This is a genomic window from Hymenobacter edaphi, from assembly GCF_003258365.1.
Classification (GTDB): Bacteria; Bacteroidota; Bacteroidia; order Cytophagales; family Hymenobacteraceae; genus Solirubrum; species Solirubrum edaphi.
In genome coordinates this window covers 63,822-80,750 of the sequence record NZ_QHKM01000006.1, presented here as the reverse complement: position 1 = coordinate 80,750, position 16,929 = coordinate 63,822, and the positions used below count along the sequence as shown (strand labels likewise).

Genomic DNA, 16,929 nt, shown 5'->3' with positions numbered 1-16,929 from the left:
GTGGTCGTGGTGGCGGTTGTGGTCGGGCCGAAGCGCATGGCTGATGGTGAGGGCGTTGGGCTAAAGAAAGGCAGCCGCTGGTGGATACGCAAATTTTTCGCAGTCCGGGGCAACGAATAAATAACAGCGGAACACTATTTGATGCTACCGCGCCGCCCCGGCCGGCGCGGATTACGCGGGCTGCGGGCTTCGGTCCGCCTTTTATCTTTCACTCTTACCTATTAGCTCCATGAAAACAACCCTACTCGCGCTGCTACTGGCCGGCCTGGCCTGGAGTCAGCCCGCCGCCGCCCAGCGCGGCGCCCGCTGCGTGCCCTACGCGGCCGTTTATCCCTGGGTGTACGTGGCCGGCCGCCACCAGCCCTGCGCCGACACCGTGGACCGGCCCTTCGTGCCCAGCCGCTGGGGAGCATTCTTCGGCCTGGCGGTCCTGGCTAGCCCGCGCACCGGCTTCGGTGGGGCCGAGGTGGCCGGCAGCTACCGCGTGGCACCACGCCTGCAGGCCAGCCTGGCCGGCACCGTGGCCCTGCCTACGCGCATCGGCTCCAGCCTGGGCGTAGCCGACGTGGGCAAGCCCATGCTCGGGCTCTACAGCCTGACGGGCCGGGCCCACGCCTTTCTGCTCGACAACGCCCGCTTCCGCGCCGGCCTGCTCGGCGGCCTGGGCGCGGGCGTAGCCACCCTGGCCGACCGCAGCCAACAGGTGGCCGAGCGGGGCCAGCAGGGCTGCGGCTGCGAGCCGGCCACCCACGCCAAAACCGTGGCCACCTCAGTGGGGCTGGTGGGACTGGCCGGGGCCGCGGCCACCTACAAGCTGCGCCCCGACCTGTGGCTGACGGCCCACGCCTACTACCAGCAGTGGGCCGGCGCCACGCGCTTCGGCCGGCAGGCCGATCTGTCGCCCTGGGTGCTGAGCGTGGGCCTCACCATGCCCGACGCGTGGCGGGCCGGCCGCTAAGCCGGCCGGCGGCCCCAGGGGCGGTCCTCGCCCGATGACCGGGTGGGAGCCGCTGGACTTTTCGGGCTATTTCGGCGCGGCTACCACCAGCAGCATCTCGGCCGGGGCATCTTCCGGAAACTGCTCCAAGAAGACGTTGCGCGAGGTGAGCTTGCGCGCCTTCACCGCCTCCTGCAGGGCGGGGTAGAGCCGGCCCGGCGCCAGCATGAAGTTGGCCTTCACGCGGGCCCGCAGCACGCGCTGCCCCGCCGCGAAGCTGCGGTAGCGGTAGCCCACCGGCAGCGCCTGGCTGACGGTATCGGCCACCACTAGGCCCACGAAGGCATCGATTTCCTCGCCTTCGGCCACGGCGTCGTTGTAGTAGATGTTGCCGAGCGTGCCCTTCAGGGTGCCCTTGCGGTACAGTTCGTTGGCCTCAGCGTAAAGCTTGCCGAACTGCTTGTCGGGCAGGCCTTTGTAAGCCTTGCCCGCCAGAAAGACGGGCTGTCCGGTGGTAATCAGGTCAATCTGCGGGGTGCTGAAGCCCCCCAGCCAGGTGTAGACCCCGGCAAAACCCAGCAGCAGTACGCCGCCAATAATGAAAAACCAACGGGCCATGAATGGTGAAATGGTGAAATGGTGAGGTGGTGAGATGGTGAGTTTGATGTTCTGGTGGGGCGAACCGCGCATCCTGCGCAAACGGAACGTCAACTCACCATTTCACCACCTCACCAGCTCACCTATTCGGTTACATATTGCATCTGGTAGAGCTGGGCGTAGTAGCCGCCGGGCAGGCGCAGCAACTCCTCGTGTTGCCCGCTTTCCTTGATTTCGCCGCGGTCGAGCACGATGATGCGGTCAGCTTTCTGGATGGTGCTTAGGCGGTGGGCAATGACCAGGGACGTGCGGCCCAGCATCAGCTTTTCGATGGCCTGCTGAATCATTTCCTCCGTTTCGGAGTCGACCGAGGACGTGGCCTCGTCGAGGATGATAATGCGCGGGTCGTACACCAGGGCGCGCACGAAGCTGATGAGCTGGCGCTGCCCCACCGACAGCGTGGAGCCGCGCTCCATCACCTTGTACTGCAAGCCGCCGGGCAGCCGCTCGATAAACTTATCGGCCCCCACGAGCCGGGCGGCGTGCCAGATCTGGGCCTCGGTGATGTCGTCGTTGCCCAGGGTGATGTTGTCCTGAATCGTGCCGTTGAAGAGGAACACGTCCTGCAGCACCACGCCGATGTGCTTGCGCAGGGCCTTCAGGTCGTACTCGCGCAAATCGTGCCCGTCGACGCAGATTTCGCCCTGCTGAATGTCGTAGAAGCGCGAGAGCAGGTTGATGATGCTGGTCTTGCCCGCGCCGGTGGCGCCCACGAAGGCCACCGTCTGCCCCGGCTTCACCTCGAAGCTGATGTCCTTGAGCACCCATTCCGGCTCGTTGTAGGCAAACCAGACGTGGCGGAAGTCCACCGCGCCTTTCAGGGTCGTCGGCTGGCGCGTGCCCTCGTCGGGAATAAACTCCTGGCTGTCGAGCAGCTTGAGCAGGCGCTCGGTGCTCACCAGGCCCAGTTGCAGGGTGTTGAACCGGTCGGCAATCTGGCGGATGGGCCGGAAAAACAGCGCGTTGTACATGATGAAGGCAATCAGCGCGCCCTTGGAGATGGTGCCTTCGATTTGCCCGTGCGAGGCGTACCACACCAGCAGGCCCACGCCCACCGCGCCCAGCACCTCGGCCACCGGGAAGTACACCGAATAGTAGAGCACCGAGCGGATGTTGGCCGCGGTATGCTCCTTGTTCAGCGCCTCGAACTTGCGGAACTCGCGCTGCTCGTTGTTGAAAATCTGCACGATGTTCATGCCCGTCAGGTGCTCCTGCACGAAGGCGTTAAGGTTGGCCACGGCCGTGCGCACCTCCTGAAACGACTTCTTGACCTTCTCCTTGAACACGTAGGTGCTGAAGAGCAGCGGCGGAATCACCGAGAGGCTCACCAGCGTCAGCCGCCAGTCGATATAGAACATGAAGGCCATGATGAACACCAGCTGCAGAATGTCGCCAATCATGGCCGCCAGCCCCTCGCTGAACACATCCGACAAGGTTTCCACGTCCGAAATGTTGCGCGTGACCAGCACCCCGATGGGCGTGCGGTCGAAGAACTGCAGCCGCAGGTTCAGGATGTGGCGGTAGAGGTCGACGCGGATGTCGCGCACGATGTACTGGCCCAGCCAGCCGCCGTAGTAGGTCTGCAGGTAGCTCACGCCGGTGTGCACCACCAGCAAGCCCAGCAGCAGGGCAAACATGCGGTTCAGCCCCGGCCAGTCGCCGCTGCTGATCTGCACGTCCACCATCTGCTGAATCAGGAAGGGGCGCACCGTGCCCAGCGCGGCCGTGGCAATGGTCAGGACGATGAGCAGCGCAAACACGCCGCGGTAAGGCCGGATATAGACCATCAGGCGCCGCAGCACCTGCCAGTCGAAGATATTGCCGGCTTTGGCGGAGGTAGCGGCGGGCGCAGCGGATTCCACGGGCAGCGGGTGGGGATTAGGTGGGCGGGAGAATGGGTACGGCAGTAAACCGCCCAATGGGGGCGCAAGTTACGGCAAGGACCTCACCCCCCGGCCCCCTCTCCTTAGGGAGAGGGGGAGCCAGAATTCAGCAACAGTAGTCAGGCGGTGCATTAAAAGCAGAAAGCGCGCCCGTTAGGCATTGATAGGTACGCTTCCTGCTACTTAGAAATATCGTTTGGCTCCCCTTCTCTCTCCCTAAGGAGAGGGGGCCGGGGGGGTGAGGTCTACTTCTGCTGCCAGTAAAACGGCTGCAGCTCCGCATCCGTCACGAAAAACGGCTTCTGCTGCGGCTCCGGGCCCGGCAGCAGCACCTCCGGCGGATACTCCACCCGGCTCAGAAACAGCCCGTGTGCCGCCGCCGCCCCGCTGGCCGCAATGCGCTGCTGCCGGTGCAGAATGTCGGCAAACTGCGCGGGCGTGAGGCGGCCCCGTCCCACGTCGAGCAGGGTGCCCACCACCAGCCGCACCATGCCGCGCACGAAGCGGTTGGCCCGGATGCGGAACATCAGCCCGTGGGGCGTGGGGTGCCAGCCGGCCTCGTGCACCCAGCACACGTAGTGCGTTTCGGCCCCTTTCACTTTGGAAAAGGCCGTGAAGTCGCGCTGCCCGACGAGGTACTGGGCCGCCTCGTTCATGGCCGCCACGTCGGGCGCTTTATCCAGCCACAGGGCCTGGTCGCGCCGAAACGGGTCCCGGCGCAGCGCCACGTGGTACTCGTAGGAGCGCGCCACGGCCGAAAAGCGGGCGTGCGCGTCGGGCTGCACCGGCGTGAGGGCGTAGGCCCCGATGTCGGAGGGCAGGGCGCGGTTCAGGCGGTACAGCAGCTGCTCCAGGCTCAGGCCCGCCGGCAGCTCCGCGTCGAAGTGCGCGACCTGGTGGCTGGCGTGCACGCCCGAGTCCGTGCGGCCGCTGCCGAGCGAGTACACCGGCTGCCGCAGAATCTGCGTGAGGCGGCGGTCCAGCTCCTGCTGCACGCTCGGGGCCGCGGGCTGCATCTGCCAGCCTCGGTAAGCCGTGCCGTCGTAGGCGAGTTCGAGGAAGTAGCGCAAGGGCAATTCTGAATTGGGAATGCTGAATTAGGAATCGGGGCGGCCTGATGAGGTTCGGAGGTCTGAACCAGACCACCCAAACCGGCTGGGGTATGGCCGTACCCTCAATTCAGCATTCAGAATGAAGCAACGCGTAGAGCAGGCCGTCGACGGTTTGGCCGTCCTTGGTAATGCTGCGCCGCAGCCGGCCTTCCAGCTCGAAACCGGCTTTTTCCAGCACCCGCGCCGAGGCCGGGTTGTACTCGAACACGGTGGCGTAGAGCCGGCATAGGTCAAAATGCGTCAGCGCGTAGCCGGCCAGGGCCCGCACGGCGGCCGGCACGATGCCACGGCCCCAGTGGGCGCGGCCCAGCCAGTAGCCGATTTCGGCCGAGCGGCGGCTGATATCGTCCTGAAACAGCACGCTGATGCTACCCGCCGCCTCGCCGTCGACTTCGATGCACAGGTGCAGGTCGCGGCTACCATCGGCGTCCACAAACTGCACGTACCACTCGGCGTCAGCCAGGGTGTAGGGGTGCGGAAACCGGTCGCGCAGGTTGCGCCAGATGTCCCGGTCATTGGCGTGGCGGGCCAGCGCGGGCGCGTCGGCAGCTTCGAAAGGCCGCAGGCGCGCCCCGGCCACCGCCAGCGGCAGCACGGGCCGCAGCAGGTCGGGGGCCGGGGCGGCCGCCATTACAGCTTCTCGTAGATGATAGCCGCCCCCTGCCCTACCCCGACGCACATCGTGGCCAGGCCGTAGCGCACGTCGTCGCGGCGCTGCATCTCGTGCAGCAGCGTGGCCGTGATGCGCGCCCCCGAGGCGCCCAGCGGGTGCCCGATGGCAATGGAGCCGCCGTTGACGTTGATTTTGGCCGGGTCCATGTTCAGCTCGCGCATGACGGCAATGACCTGGGCCGCAAAGGCCTCGTTCAGCTCAATCAGATCGATGTCGTTGATGCTCAGCCCAGCGCGCTGCAGGGCTTTCTGCGTGGCCGGAATCGGCCCCACGCCCATGATGGCCGGATCGACGCCCGCCACGGCCGACGATACCACGCGGGCCAGCGGCTTCAGGTTCAGGCGCTTCACTACTTCTTCGCTCACCACCAGCGTGGCGGCGGCGCCGTCGTTGATGCCCGCCGAGTTGCCGGCCGTCACCGAGCCGTTCGGGATAAAAGCCGGCTTCAGCGTCGCCAGTTTCTCCAAAGCCGTGGCGCGCGGGTGCTCGTCGGTGTCGAACATTACGGCCTCAGTCTTGGGCTGAGCCACGAACACCGGCACGATTTCGCGGCGGAAGCGGCCTTTTTCGAAGGCGCGCTGGTACTTGCGCTGCGAGTCGAAGGCCCACTGATCCTGCTCCTCGCGCGTGATGCCGTACTGCTTGGCCACGTTCTCGGCGGTTTCGCCCATGGAATACGGGTGGTGCAGCTTGGCCAGCTTGGGGTTGACGAAGCGCCAGCCCAGCGTGGTGTCGTGGGCGGTGAAGTCGCGCCCGAAGGCCGTTTCCGACTTGGCCATGACGAACGGAGCGCGGGTCATGCTCTCGGCCCCGCCGGCCAGGTACACGTCGCCGTCGCCCGAGCGCACAGCGCGGGTGGCGTCGATGATGCTTTGCAGGCCGGAGGCGCAGAGGCGGTTCACCGTCACGCCGGCTACCGACAGCGGCAGGCCAGCCAGCAGGGCGGCCATGCGGGCCACGTTGCGGTTGTCCTCCCCGGCCTGATTGGCCGCGCCGATGATGACGTCTTCAATGGTTTTGGGGTCGATGGCGGAGTTGCGGCGCAGCAGTTCGCGCAGCACTACGGCGGTCAGGTCGTCGGGGCGCACGGCGCTGAGGGCGCCGCCAAACTTGCCGACGGGTGTACGCACCGCGTCGACGATATAGGCTTCAGGCATTGGAAGAATGCGGGTTAGCGGAGTCTTTTGGCTACTTTTGCCGGCCGTCTTCGGCCAGCCATTCGCTCATAACAACAAAGATGATACAAAGAATTCAAAGCGTTTTTCTGCTGCTGCTCGCCATTTGCATGGTCTGCGTACTGTTTCTGCCGATCTGGGCCAAAACCGATCCGCAAACCAACCAGACCGTTACGCTCACGGCCACGCACCTGACGTCCACTAATCCCGCCCAGGCGCCCCTGGCCACCTACGCCATTGCCGCCCTGGCCGCCATTTCGGCCCTCGTGGCCCTGGCCGAAATCTTCCAGTACCAGAAGCGCATGACCCAGCTCATGCTCGGCTCCCTGAACCTGCTGCTCATCTCGGCCACCATCGGCGCCTGCTGGTACTACGTTACCCAAGTAGGCGAGCAGATGGTCAACGTGAAAATGCCCGGCACCTTCGAAGCCGGCTTCTACCTGCCCACCCTGGCGCTGCTGCTCAACCTGCTGGCCAACCGCTTCATCCGCCGCGACGAAAAGCTGGTCCGCTCCATGGACCGCCTGCGCTAACTACAGTTTATCAACCTGTTGCCCTGACATGCCCGGCAACAACGGAAACAAAAACGCCCCGACGCACGCGTGCGTCGGGGCGTTTTTTCTTGCTCTGAGCGGCTGCCAGCGTAGCTAGGCCCCGCGGTTCTGCTCGATGAACTGCTGCATCTCCCGCACGCTGGCGTCGAAGCTGAACACCTCGTAGATGCGGTAAAAGTTCTGCCGGTCGGCCACCCGGGCGTAGGCGAACTTGGCCAGCTCCAGTTTCCCCTTGTCGAAATCGAAGCCTTGGAGCAGGCGGCGCAGGTCCTCGCTGCGGATGTCGCTTTCGGCCAGGGCCTGCCGGGCCAGCAGCACTTTCTGGTCCTCAAAAGAGCGGGCCCGCACGGCCTGCACCAGCTGCTCGGTTTCCTGTGGGGTCAGCAGGTGGCGCTGATTGGCCGGGTAGCCGCCCGCATTGCCGTAAGCGCCGTTGCCGTAGCTACCGCCATTATTGCCCGGCTGCGGATAACCGTTAGTGCCGTTGCCACCGTTGCCGCCACTATTGCCCGGTTGCGGGTAGTTGCCCCCAGGCGTCTGGTTCGGCTGATTGTACGGCCCGGGCGCATTGCCGCCGTAGTTTCCGTTGCCGTAGCCCCCCTCGTCGCCGCGGCCAAACCAGTCGTCGCGGGTGCCGGGGGCGGGCCAGCTGCTGGGGCCACCGAAGGGCGTGGGCTGGCACTGGTAGCCGTAGTCATCGGGGCGGCCGGGGCCGCGGCCGCCAGCCCAGCCGGGCAGCGGGGCTTCGCTCACGCGCTGCAATACCGGCGGGTAGCCGCGGCGCGTCACCAGCACGAAGCGCGTTTCGCGCCCCGGCACCAGGTCGACGCGGGTGCGGAAAGTGAGCACGCCCCCGTTGGCCGGCAGCTGAAACTCGGCCCAGTGCTGCCCCGGCGCGAGGCGCCCGAAGCGGACGTCGGTCATGCCCGTGCGCCCGCCGATGCGGTAGCCGTCGAGGCGAAGGCGGAAAGGCAGGCCGCGCTCGGAGCGCACGGCCAGGCCCGCCGGAATGGCCAGGGCCACCTGCGCCGTCAGCAGCAGGCTCAGGCCCAGTAGTAAGATATTTTTCATAGCTGAAGAGAGGCAAAACGCCCCCACCACAACGGGGCCGCTGCCCCGCCCTAAGCCAACATCTGTGCCAAAGCATGCGGCGCAGCGGCCAACCAGCCGGCAGAGCAATGTGGCTCCCTCTCAAGCCGCCTGGCACCGGATGCCGGAGCAGCTGATGGCCAACCGTGCTGGGAGAGGCGCACTGCACCAGAGGGCCGGCGTAGCCCAAATTCGGGCCACAAAAAAGCCCCCGCACCGGGTGGTGCGGGGGCTTGGTTCAGCGTTGGCGTCAGCCGCTGCTTAGTTGGTCGTCGAAGGAGCCGCGTTGATTTTGGTCACCTTGAATTCCGTGCGACGGTTCTTCTGGTGCTCCTCCTCGGTCTTCGCAGTCTTGATTACCGGCTTGGTTTCGCCGTAACCCTTGGCCGTGATGCGCGTGGCGGGTACACCTTTGGAAATGATGTAGTCTACGGCCGACTGCGCCCGCTTCTGCGACAGGGTCTGGTTGAAGGCATCCTTACCGCGGGCATCGGTATGCGAGCTAAGCTCGATGTTGATGTCCGGGTTGTCCACCAGCGTCTGCACCAGCTTGTCCAGCTCGGTAGCCGCGTCCGGGCGAATGTCCCACTTGTTGTAGTCGTAGAAGATGTTGTCCACCACGATGGCCTTGTTCACGACGATTTTGTCGAGCGTCAGCGTCACCGGAATGCTGATGTCGTTCTGCTCGTTAGCCAGCTGATCCTGCGCCGGCACTTTGCCCACGGTGCTCACGCTCTGGCGGGCCGTGAAGTAGCCGCCGCGGTCCGCCACGAGGGAGTAGGTCGCGGAAGTGTCCAGCTTCACCTTGAACGAGCCATCGGCACCGGCCTGCACGTCCTGCTTCTGGCCGTTGGCGTTGGTGATGGTTACCGTTTCGTTGGCCAGCGGCTCGGTAGCGCCGGTTTTGGCGTCTTTGCCCAGCACCTTGCCTTCGGCGTAGAAGGTCACGAGCTTAAGCGGCTTCTTGCGGAACATGTACAGGTCGTCCGAACCCTTGCCACCGGCGCGGTTCGACGAGAACACGCCCATGTCGGTGCCCGTCAGGAGCGGGGCGAAATCGTCGCCAGTGCTGTTGATCGGGGCGCCCAGGTTGGTCACCTTGCCGTTTTTCTCCACCCGGAACAGGTCGAGCTTCCCGAAGCCCGGGTGCCCGTCCGACGAGAAGTACAGCATGCCATCCGGCGCTACGGCCGGGAAGTTTTCGTTGCCGGGAGTGTTGATCTGGTCGCCCAGGTTCTCGGGAGCCGAGAAGCGGTTGTTGGCGCCCAGCGTCGACTTGTAGATGTCGTTGCCGCCCTGCCCGCCGGGGCGCGACGAGGCGAAGTACAGCGTCTGCCCATCGGGCGAGAGTACCGGCGAGAAGTCGTCGGCCTTGCTGTTGTTCACGCCGCGCACCAGTTCGGGCTCGGTCCAGGTGCCGCCGCGGAAGTACGACACGAACAGGTCCACGCTCAGCAGGCCTTTCTTCGAGCCGTCGTTCGAGCGGGCGAAAATCATCATTTTGCCGTCGGGCGAGAAAGTCGCCGAGGCCTGGTGCATGTTCGGCTTGTTGAACACCGGCTTGCCGGCGTCCTTGTCGCTCTTGGCCGGAGCAGCCGGGGCCGGCGTGGTGCCGGTAGCGGCCGGGGCCGGAGCAGCAGCAGCGCCACCCATGGCCACCGACTCGTAGGGCATCACCGTTCCACCCGTCATCTTCTCCGCGTCATCGAACTTGATGGCGTAGAGGTGATTAAACCCTTCACCGTTGCCGGCGAACTTCTTCCCGTCGCGGCCCGAGGCAAACACCAGCTCCTTGGTATCGGGCTTGATGGTGGCGCTGAAGTCCGACGAGGCCGTGTTGATCTGGTCCAGCGGCGTTACTTCGTTGTTGTTGCGCATGGCCATCAGGCCGGGTACGGCCTTGGCGTTCTGCGCTTCGCGCTCGGCGCGGGCGACCAGCGTGCGGTTGGTGCCGCTGGTGGAGTACTGCTCCAGCTGCGTGGCGGCTTCCTCGTACTTGCCGTTGGCTTTCAGGGCCAGACCGTAGTAAAACGGCGCATCGGCGTTTTTCACCCCACCGTCCAGCGCAGCCTTGTAGTACTGCTCGGCCTGCTCGATGCGGTTCGACATGCGGTACGCCTCGGCAATTTTGTAGTTGGCCGTGGCAATGTCCTTGCCCTTGGCCACATCGGCCTTGTAGAGTTCAATGGCGGTTTCATACTCGCCACGGGCAAAGCGCTTATCGGCTTTGCTCAGCCCGCCCGACGCGGCGCAGCCGCCCAGGACGGCCACCGAGCCAGCCGCTGCGCAAGCAACGATGAGGTTCTTCATAAGGTGGTAGAAAGAGAGAAGGTGGGGTGGTGGGTGTGGAGGTGGTTCGGGTGGAACCTGCCCAAATTGGGGCTAGCAATAATACTAAGTTTACATAGTATTCCGCCGCTGCTCCGGATTTTTTCCTAGTTGCCAGCAAAATAACGGGCCAGCCAAGTCGTTGCGGCCGGGGCCGGCCAGGCCGTTTCCAGCGCCGCGCGCTGGGCAATAGTGTTGTCGAAATACGGCGAGTCGGGCTGCAGCCGCCCGGCCAGCACGGCCTGCTTCAGTTCGCGGCGCGGCACGAGCTGTACCTGCCCGTCGGGCGCCAGAAACGCCAGTTCTTCCTTGGCCAGCAGCGTCAGGCCCAGCGCCGCTTCCAGCTCGCGCACGAAGCGCACGGAGGCATCGATGGAGCAGCCGCTGGCATCGGCCACGGCTTCGTCGAGGCCGATGACGAGGAACTGGCGGTAGCGAAACTCGGCCGAGGCGCGCAGGGTACGGCCGTGGCTGGTCCAGGCTTCCGAGAACTGCTGCAGGGCGGGCTGCACGGCCGTCAGCTCGGCGTCGGTGAGGGGGCGGCTGGCCTGGTAAATCCAGACGCGGGCCGTGGCGGGGAGTTCGTGAAAAGCGACGAACATATAGATAGAGAGAAAGGCAGGGCGCAGCGCGCGGCCAGGCCCGTAATGAAGCAACTGCGGCCCAAAATGAGAAGGCCCGCGCCCCGGACAAAAGTTCCGGCGGCGCGGGCCTGAAAGGTAGCAGGTTTGGCCTTATGGCCGGGCTTAGGCGTTGAGGCCCTCGGCGGAGGCCACCAGTTCGGCCAGGTCGAATACCTGTACCGAGCTTTCGCGCTCCTTGTTCTTTACCCCGTCGCTCATCATGGTCATGCAGAAGGGGCAGCCCACGGCGATGATGCCGTTGTCGGCCTTGTTCGGCGAAGGTGTAGCCCCCGCGTTGCCGCTTTCCACGCCGTAGAGGGCGTCCAGGGCGGCGGCGTTGCCGTCGAGGGTGGCCAGGGCTTCCTCGGTGCGCTCCACGTTGATGTCCTTTTTGCCGGGCTCGGGCTCTTTCCACATCTGGGCGCCACCGGCGCCGCAGCACAGGCCGTTGGCTTTGCTGCGCTTCATCTCCACCAGGTCGGCATCGAGGGCGGCCAGCACCTCGCGCGGGGCTTCGTAAATGTCGTTGGCGCGGCCCAGGTAGCAGCTGTCGTGGAAGGTGATGCGCCGGCCTTTGTAGGATTCGCCCCCCTGCACTTTCACGCGGCCCTCGTTGATGAGCTGCTGCAGGAAGGTGCTGTGGTGAATGACCTCGTAATTGCCGCCCAGCGCGGGGTACTCGTTCTTGATGGTGTTGAAGCAGTGCGGGCAGGCCGTCACAATCTTCTTGATGCCGTAGCCGTCGAAGGTGGTGATGTTCTGCATGGCCTGCATCTGAAATAGGAACTCGTTGCCGGCGCGCTTGGCCGGGTCACCGGTGCAGGTTTCTTCCATGCCCAGCACGGCGTACTTCACGCCCACGTGCTCCAGAATGCGCACAAAGGCGCGGGTCACGCGCTTGTACCGGTCGTCGAACGCACCGGCGCAGCCAACCCAGAAGAGCACCTCGGGCGATTCGCCGCGGGCTGCGAGGTCGGCCATCAGCGGCACGGAAACTTGTCGTTTGGCTACTTGCTCAGCCATATTTTTTTGAGAAGCTAGAAGTCGGGAGGGAGGAGATAGAATGGGGTTCAGGAATTAGCAGGAGTATTCTGGCTCCTAGCTTCTAATTCCTGTCTCCTTGTCAGCCACGTACAGGTCGTCGGCCCAGTTGAAGCGGTCCGACGGCGAGAAGGCCCAGGGGGCGCCGTTGTTTTCGATGTTGGAGAACATCACGTTCAGCGAGTTCGGCGCGGCCGACTCTTCCAGCACCAGGTAGCGGCGCATCTCGATGATGCTGTCCAGCGGGTTGATGTTGACCGGGCAGGCTTCCACGCAGGCGTTGCAGGTGGTGCAGGCCCACAGCTCCTCGGGCGTCACGTAGCCGCGCACCAGGGAGCCTTCCTCATCCACCTGCATGCGCTCCTCGCCTTGGTACTTGTTGGGCTCGAAAATCAGCGGGGAGTTGAATTTCTCCTCAAGCCGGTCGCGCGTGTCCATGATGATTTTGCGCGGGGAGAGCAGCTTACCGGTGATATTGGCCGGGCACACCGAGGTGCAGCGGCCGCACTCGGTGCAGGAGTAGGCGTTGAGCAGGTTGGTCCAGGGCAAATCGTCGGCGTCCTTGGCCCCGAAACGCTGCACCACCGGGTTGCCGGCGGCGTCGGTGGGCGGGGCGGGTACCTGGTAGCTCGGGTCAAGCATGGCCTTCACCTCGTGGGTGATGCTGTCGACGTTGGAAAACTGGCCCTGCGGGACCAAACGCGAGTAGTACACGTTCGGGAAGGCCATGATGATGTGGAAGTGCTTGGACGAGGGCAGGTAGTTCAGGAACGCCAGGATGCCCACGATGTGAATCCACCAGCCCACGCGCTCCAGCACGTGCAGGGCCGTCACGTTGTCGGGCATCAGGCCCACCAGCAGGGCGCTGACGGGGAAGGTGCCGGGCATTTCTTCGCCGCGCAGCTGGTGCAGCTTCAGGTCGGCCGCGTTCATGGTGAACAGGGCCAGCATCAGCGCCACTTCCACGTACAGAATGATGTTGGCGTCGAGCCTGGGCCAGGCGCGCAGCTCCACGCCGGTCAGGCGGCGCACGGGCTGCGTGCGGTTGCGGCGCCACCAGAAGGCGGCCACGGCCACGATAACCAGCGCGCCGAGCACCTCGTTGGTGGCCATCAGCGCGTCGTAGCCCGGGCCGAGCACCCGCAGAATGCGGTGCGAGCCGGCCAGGCCGTCAATCATGATTTCGATGACCTCGATGTTGATGACGAGGAAGCCCACGTACACCACCAGGTGGAGCAGGGCGGGCGTGATACGCTTGAACATCTTCTGCTGGCCGAAGGCGACGAGCAGGGTTTTGTTGACGCGCTCGGCCACGGAGCCGCCCATCAGGCGGTCCTTGCCCTGCAGAATGTTGGCGCGAATCTTTCGCACCTGCCACGCAAACAGCCCGATGCCCAGGACTGCGACGAGCAGAAAGAGAATTTGTTGAAGCACTTGTACCACGGAACGGGGGGGAATGGTGGGCCGGCAAGATAGTAGGCATGCCGAATACTTTTGCTACGCCTACAAAAGTATTCCGTTTTCGTGGCAAGATTTTTTTTGTTCGAAAACTTGCATTGTGAATCTGCGTTTGTAGTTTTGCGCTCCATTCAGCCACCAAGGCAACCTGGTGATGTAGCTCAGCTGGTAGAGCAAAGGACTGAAAATCCTTGTGTCGGCGGTTCGATTCCGTCCATCACCACAGAAAACCCTCTCTGTACTGCACAGAGAGGGTTTTTGCTTTTCCAGGGCTCGACCCAGACCCCGGACAAACAAACCGCGGCCTGCCGCCCACCCTGTCGCTGAGCCACTTGCCATGACGAAGCTTGCGGGCACTGCTCAAAAAACGCGTTGCCCCGGCGGCAGACGCGTGGCGGCGCGGACCGGCGCCTGGCTCACGGCCAGCATCTGGCTTAGGTCCCGGGTCGGGACCGGTCAGGCGCGGATTTGGGCGCGCTGCCGGGCATTGCGGCTTCGGACCAGCCGGGCCGACTGCCCAGGGCGCCAGTGGCCGCAGCAGCACTGCCGAGGGAGCCACCTCCGCGGCAAAGCGGCCGGGGGCGTCGGTCAGGCCGAGCCCGGCAGGACGCGTTTCATCAGGATATCGGTCTGGGCATCGTCGCCCAGCACGAACACGTGCCGGCCGAACGCGACGAAGCCGTTTTTCTGGTAAAAGCCGATGGCCCGCGGGTTTCCTTCCCACACCCCCAGCCATACGTAATGGGCCCGGGCCTGCGCGGCCAGCTGCAGGGCCCGGTCGTACAGCCGCTGCCCGACGTGCTGCCCCTGATATGCCTGCAACACGTAAATACGCTCGATTTCAAGCGCTTCGACCTCCTGCAACTCGGTTTGGGCCGGTCCCGTGTTGACTTTCAGGTACCCGACGACGGTGTTATCCAGCTCGGCGAAATAAAACGCCGAGTGCGGATTCTGCAGTTCCGTCGCCAGTTTTTCCCGGGCCAACCCTTCTTCCAGGTAGCGCGCCATGTTCTCGGCGGAGTTGCTGGCCGCGAATGTTTCATAAAACGTTTGCCGGCTGATGCGTTGCAGCTGGTCCACGTCCCGCAGCGTGGCTAACTTGATGACCAGTTGATTCATAAGGTTCGTGGGGTGTGGTGCGTTAACTACGCCGCGCGGCCGCATTGCCAGCGCGGCGCCCGATCTTTGCCTGCTGCCCTTCTACTGCTGCGCATGACCCTGCCGGAAATTCTGCAAGCCACGTATCCGCTGCCGCCCGCCTCGCTGGCCCGGGTGCTGGCCCTGGCCGAGTATGTGGAATTGCCGAAAGGCACCTCCTTGTTTCGCGACGACCAGCTCGCCCACCATATCTACGTGCTGCAGCGCGGCCTCGCGCGGGCCTACGCCCGGCGGGCCGACCGGGAGGTCACCTTCTGGTTTTCCGCCGAAGGGGCGGTACTCGCCTCGATTCGCGGCTACACCGAGCAGGCCGTGAGCTACGAAACCATCGAGCTGCTGGAAGACAGCGGGTTGTTCCGGCTCGGCATGCCGGCGCTCCGGCAGCTGTACCGCACCGATGTGCACCTGGCCAACTGGGGCCGGGTGATGGTGGAGCGCGTGTGGCTGCAGACCGAGCAGCAGCTCATTGCCCGCCAGTTTCGCACCGCCGAGGAGCGGTACGCCGATTTGCTGCAGCAGCGGCCCGAGTTGTTGCAGCGCGTGGCGCTGGGCCACATCGCCTCTTACCTGGGCATCACCCAGGTTACGCTGAGCCGCGTACGCGCCCGGCTGAAGCAGGGCCCGCGCCCTTAGTGCGACACCGCCTTCAAGCCCAGCACCGAGCCAATCAGCAGCGTGAGGAAAAACAGGCGCGGGCCGGTGAGCGGGTCGCCAAACGCGACGATGCCCAGCACGGCCGTGCCCACGGCGCCAATGCCCGTCCAGACGGCGTAGGCGGTGCCCAGCGGCAAAAAGGCCAGGCTACGGTTGAGCAGGTAAAAGCTCAGGGCGGCGCAGCCCGCGAAGGCCGCGTACCACCCGCCGGACGCGGGGCCCGCCGCAAGCCGGGCCTTGCCCAGGCAGAAGGCAAAGGCCACTTCGGCCAGCCCGGCCAACATCAACAACAACCACTGCATGGCGAAAACGAAACGTGTGGGGCAAAGGTCCGGGCCGGGCCCCGCGTTTCTTTTTACCGATGTTAAAAACGCCGCGCGGCGCGGTGGGGCGTTGAAAAGTATACTCATCCCGTTGAAAACCGTAGCATTGCCCGGCAAGGCACCCCGTAGCTTTGCGCACTCAACCACGTTTTTCGCATTCAGCACCCTTTCCTATGATTCAGACCAAAGGCTACGCGGCCCAAAGCCCCACCTCGGACCTGGCTCCCTGGAGCTTCGAGCGCCGCGAGGTCGGCCCGCACGACGTGCAGATCGATATTCTTTTCTGCGGCGTGTGCCACAGCGACCTGCACCAGATCAAAAACGAGTGGTTCCCGGGCATTTTCCCGATGGTGCCCGGCCACGAAATCGTCGGCCGCATCAGCCAGGTCGGCGGCCACGTCCGGAAGTTCCAGGTCGGCCAGCTGGCCGGCGTGGGTTGCCTGGTCGACTCCTGCCAGGTGTGTGAGAACTGCCAGGCCGACCTGGAGCAGTACTGCCTGGAAGGCGCCACCCAGACCTACAACGCCCTGGACCGCAGCGGACAGCCCACCTACGGCGGCTACTCCACCACCATCGTGGTGCGCGAGGAATTCGTGGTAGGTGTGTCCGACAAGCTCGACCTGGCCGCCGTGGCTCCGCTGCTCTGCGCCGGCATCACCACGTATTCGCCCCTTAAGTACTGGGGCGTGGGCGCGGGCCACAAGCTGGCCGTCGTGGGCCTGGGCGGGCTGGGCCACATGGGCGTGAAGTGGGGCGTGGCCTTCGGGGCCGAGGTGACCGTGCTCAGCACCTCGCCCGCCAAGGAAGCCGACGCCAAAGCCCTGGGCGCGCACCACTTCGTCGTCACCAAGGACGAGGAGCAGCTCAAGGCCGTGCAGGGCTCGTTTGACTTCATCCTCGACACCGTGGCCGCCGACCACGACGTGCCCATGTACCTGACGCTGCTCAAAACCGGCGGCACGCACATTTTGGTGGGGGCGCCGCCCAAGCCGCTGGAAATTCCGGCCTTCGCCCTGATTCCGGGCCGCAAGAGCGTATCGGGCTCCACCATCGGCGGCATTGCCGAAACCCAGGAAATGCTGGATTTCGCCGCCGAGCACAACATCGTGTCCGACATCGAGCTGATCAACATTCAGGACATCACCCAGGCCTACGAGCGTATGGTCAAGGGCGACGTCCGCTACCGCTTCGTTATCGACATAGCCAGCCTGTAAACCGCTGCCGCTACCCCTAACTGCCGAAACGGCCTCCGATTGCTCGGAGG

At 64.7% G+C, this 16,929-nt stretch carries 16 protein-coding genes and 1 tRNA gene; 5 read left to right on the top strand and 12 right to left on the bottom strand.

Translation table 11 applies throughout. The features are described from left to right. The first annotated feature begins 229 nt into the window (after positions 1-229). Complete coding sequence (locus DLM85_RS17890) at positions 230-958, top strand: hypothetical protein (RefSeq protein ID WP_111479507.1); 729 nt, start codon at positions 230-232, stop codon at positions 956-958. 66 nt (positions 959-1,024) lie between these two features. On the opposite strand, the gene DLM85_RS17885 is transcribed toward DLM85_RS17890, so the two are convergent. The 5 genes from DLM85_RS17885 to DLM85_RS17865 all read right to left on the bottom strand — a co-directional run bounded on the left by DLM85_RS17885 (position 1,025) and on the right by DLM85_RS17865 (position 6,419). Beyond that, positions 1,025-1,555, bottom strand: a complete 531-nt coding sequence (locus DLM85_RS17885; protein ID WP_111479506.1) for a hypothetical protein — start codon at positions 1,553-1,555, stop codon at positions 1,025-1,027. A gap of 122 nt (positions 1,556-1,677) precedes the next feature. Beyond that, a complete protein-coding gene (locus tag DLM85_RS17880; protein WP_111479694.1) occupies positions 1,678-3,381 on the bottom strand; it encodes an ABC transporter ATP-binding protein in 1,704 nt (567 codons plus the stop codon). A 341-nt stretch (positions 3,382-3,722) separates the two neighbouring features. After that, on the bottom strand, positions 3,723-4,547 hold the full coding sequence (gene truA / locus DLM85_RS17875; protein ID WP_111479504.1) for a tRNA pseudouridine(38-40) synthase TruA: 825 nt from the start codon (positions 4,545-4,547) through the stop codon (positions 3,723-3,725). A 109-nt stretch (positions 4,548-4,656) separates the two neighbouring features. Beyond that, entirely contained in the window at positions 4,657-5,220 is a 564-nt protein-coding gene (locus DLM85_RS17870; RefSeq protein WP_111479503.1) for a GNAT family N-acetyltransferase, read from the bottom strand. Continuing rightward, positions 5,220-6,419, bottom strand: a complete 1,200-nt coding sequence (locus DLM85_RS17865; RefSeq protein ID WP_111479501.1) for a thiolase family protein — start codon at positions 6,417-6,419, stop codon at positions 5,220-5,222. The genes DLM85_RS17870 and DLM85_RS17865 overlap by 1 nt, the downstream gene beginning before the upstream one ends. 80 nt (positions 6,420-6,499) lie before the next feature. On the opposite strand from DLM85_RS17865, the gene DLM85_RS17860 reads away from it, so the two are divergent. After that, entirely contained in the window at positions 6,500-6,970 is a 471-nt protein-coding gene (locus DLM85_RS17860; RefSeq protein WP_111479500.1) for a DUF4293 domain-containing protein, read from the top strand. Between the two features lie 114 nt (positions 6,971-7,084). Here DLM85_RS17860 and DLM85_RS17855 read toward each other — a convergent pair whose 3' ends face one another. The 5 genes from DLM85_RS17855 to DLM85_RS17835 form a co-directional block, all read right to left on the bottom strand. Further along, entirely contained in the window at positions 7,085-8,062 is a 978-nt protein-coding gene (locus tag DLM85_RS17855) for a proline and serine-rich protein 1 family protein (RefSeq protein ID WP_111479499.1), read from the bottom strand. Between the two features lie 279 nt (positions 8,063-8,341). Beyond that, positions 8,342-10,390 carry an OmpA family protein gene (locus DLM85_RS17850; RefSeq protein WP_243636024.1) on the bottom strand — a complete coding sequence of 683 codons (2,049 nt, stop codon included), beginning with the start codon at positions 10,388-10,390 and terminating at the stop codon, positions 8,342-8,344. A 125-nt stretch (positions 10,391-10,515) separates the two neighbouring features. Next, positions 10,516-11,010, bottom strand: coding sequence for a hypothetical protein (locus DLM85_RS17845; protein WP_111479497.1), 495 nt, complete (start codon positions 11,008-11,010; stop codon positions 10,516-10,518). Positions 11,011-11,154: 144 nt separating this feature from the next. Beyond that, complete coding sequence (locus DLM85_RS17840) at positions 11,155-12,012, bottom strand: (Fe-S)-binding protein (protein WP_111479495.1); 858 nt, start codon at positions 12,010-12,012, stop codon at positions 11,155-11,157. Between the two features lie 117 nt (positions 12,013-12,129). Then, positions 12,130-13,515 (bottom strand): 4Fe-4S dicluster domain-containing protein, encoded by a 1,386-nt coding sequence (locus DLM85_RS17835; protein ID WP_111479494.1) that lies wholly within the window; start codon positions 13,513-13,515, stop codon positions 12,130-12,132. A gap of 165 nt (positions 13,516-13,680) precedes the next feature. Between DLM85_RS17835 and DLM85_RS17830 the strand changes: the two genes are divergently transcribed. After that, positions 13,681-13,753: transfer RNA gene (locus DLM85_RS17830), tRNA-Phe, on the top strand. A gap of 365 nt (positions 13,754-14,118) precedes the next feature. On the opposite strand, the gene DLM85_RS17825 is transcribed toward DLM85_RS17830, so the two are convergent. Next, positions 14,119-14,649 (bottom strand): GNAT family N-acetyltransferase, encoded by a 531-nt coding sequence (locus DLM85_RS17825; protein ID WP_111479493.1) that lies wholly within the window; start codon positions 14,647-14,649, stop codon positions 14,119-14,121. 93 nt (positions 14,650-14,742) lie between these two features. Here DLM85_RS17825 and DLM85_RS17820 point away from each other — a divergent pair, with 93 nt between their 5' ends. Then, on the top strand, positions 14,743-15,321 hold the full coding sequence (locus tag DLM85_RS17820) for a Crp/Fnr family transcriptional regulator (RefSeq protein ID WP_111479492.1): 579 nt from the start codon (positions 14,743-14,745) through the stop codon (positions 15,319-15,321). Here the strand turns inward: DLM85_RS17820 and DLM85_RS17815 are convergent. Further along, entirely contained in the window at positions 15,318-15,644 is a 327-nt protein-coding gene (locus DLM85_RS17815) for a DMT family transporter (RefSeq protein ID WP_111479491.1), read from the bottom strand. The two genes, DLM85_RS17820 and DLM85_RS17815, sit on opposite strands and share 4 nt — an antisense overlap. A gap of 194 nt (positions 15,645-15,838) precedes the next feature. On the opposite strand from DLM85_RS17815, the gene DLM85_RS17810 reads away from it, so the two are divergent. Continuing rightward, positions 15,839-16,879: an NAD(P)-dependent alcohol dehydrogenase gene (locus DLM85_RS17810; RefSeq protein ID WP_111479490.1), complete on the top strand. Its 1,041-nt coding sequence runs from the start codon at positions 15,839-15,841 to the stop codon at positions 16,877-16,879. Positions 16,880-16,929 lie beyond the last annotated feature (50 nt).

Coding starts and splice junctions, on each gene's coding strand:
- DLM85_RS17890 (WP_111479507.1), top strand. CDS start 230: ATGAAAACAACCCTACTCGCGCTGCTACTGGCCGGCCTGGCCTGGAGT.
- DLM85_RS17885 (WP_111479506.1), bottom strand. CDS start 1,555: ATGGCCCGTTGGTTTTTCATTATTGGCGGCGTACTGCTGCTGGGTTTT.
- DLM85_RS17880 (WP_111479694.1), bottom strand. CDS start 3,381: ATGGTCTATATCCGGCCTTACCGCGGCGTGTTTGCGCTGCTCATCGTC.
- DLM85_RS17870 (WP_111479503.1), bottom strand. CDS start 5,220: ATGGCGGCCGCCCCGGCCCCCGACCTGCTGCGGCCCGTGCTGCCGCTG.
- DLM85_RS17865 (WP_111479501.1), bottom strand. CDS start 6,419: ATGCCTGAAGCCTATATCGTCGACGCGGTGCGTACACCCGTCGGCAAG.
- DLM85_RS17860 (WP_111479500.1), top strand. CDS start 6,500: ATGATACAAAGAATTCAAAGCGTTTTTCTGCTGCTGCTCGCCATTTGC.
- DLM85_RS17855 (WP_111479499.1), bottom strand. CDS start 8,062: ATGAAAAATATCTTACTACTGGGCCTGAGCCTGCTGCTGACGGCGCAG.
- DLM85_RS17850 (WP_243636024.1), bottom strand. CDS start 10,390: ATGAAGAACCTCATCGTTGCTTGCGCAGCGGCTGGCTCGGTGGCCGTC.
- DLM85_RS17845 (WP_111479497.1), bottom strand. CDS start 11,010: ATGTTCGTCGCTTTTCACGAACTCCCCGCCACGGCCCGCGTCTGGATT.
- DLM85_RS17840 (WP_111479495.1), bottom strand. CDS start 12,012: ATGGCCGACCTCGCAGCCCGCGGCGAATCGCCCGAGGTGCTCTTCTGG.
- DLM85_RS17825 (WP_111479493.1), bottom strand. CDS start 14,649: ATGAATCAACTGGTCATCAAGTTAGCCACGCTGCGGGACGTGGACCAG.
- DLM85_RS17820 (WP_111479492.1), top strand. CDS start 14,743: ATGACCCTGCCGGAAATTCTGCAAGCCACGTATCCGCTGCCGCCCGCC.
- DLM85_RS17815 (WP_111479491.1), bottom strand. CDS start 15,644: ATGCAGTGGTTGTTGTTGATGTTGGCCGGGCTGGCCGAAGTGGCCTTT.
- DLM85_RS17810 (WP_111479490.1), top strand. CDS start 15,839: ATGATTCAGACCAAAGGCTACGCGGCCCAAAGCCCCACCTCGGACCTG.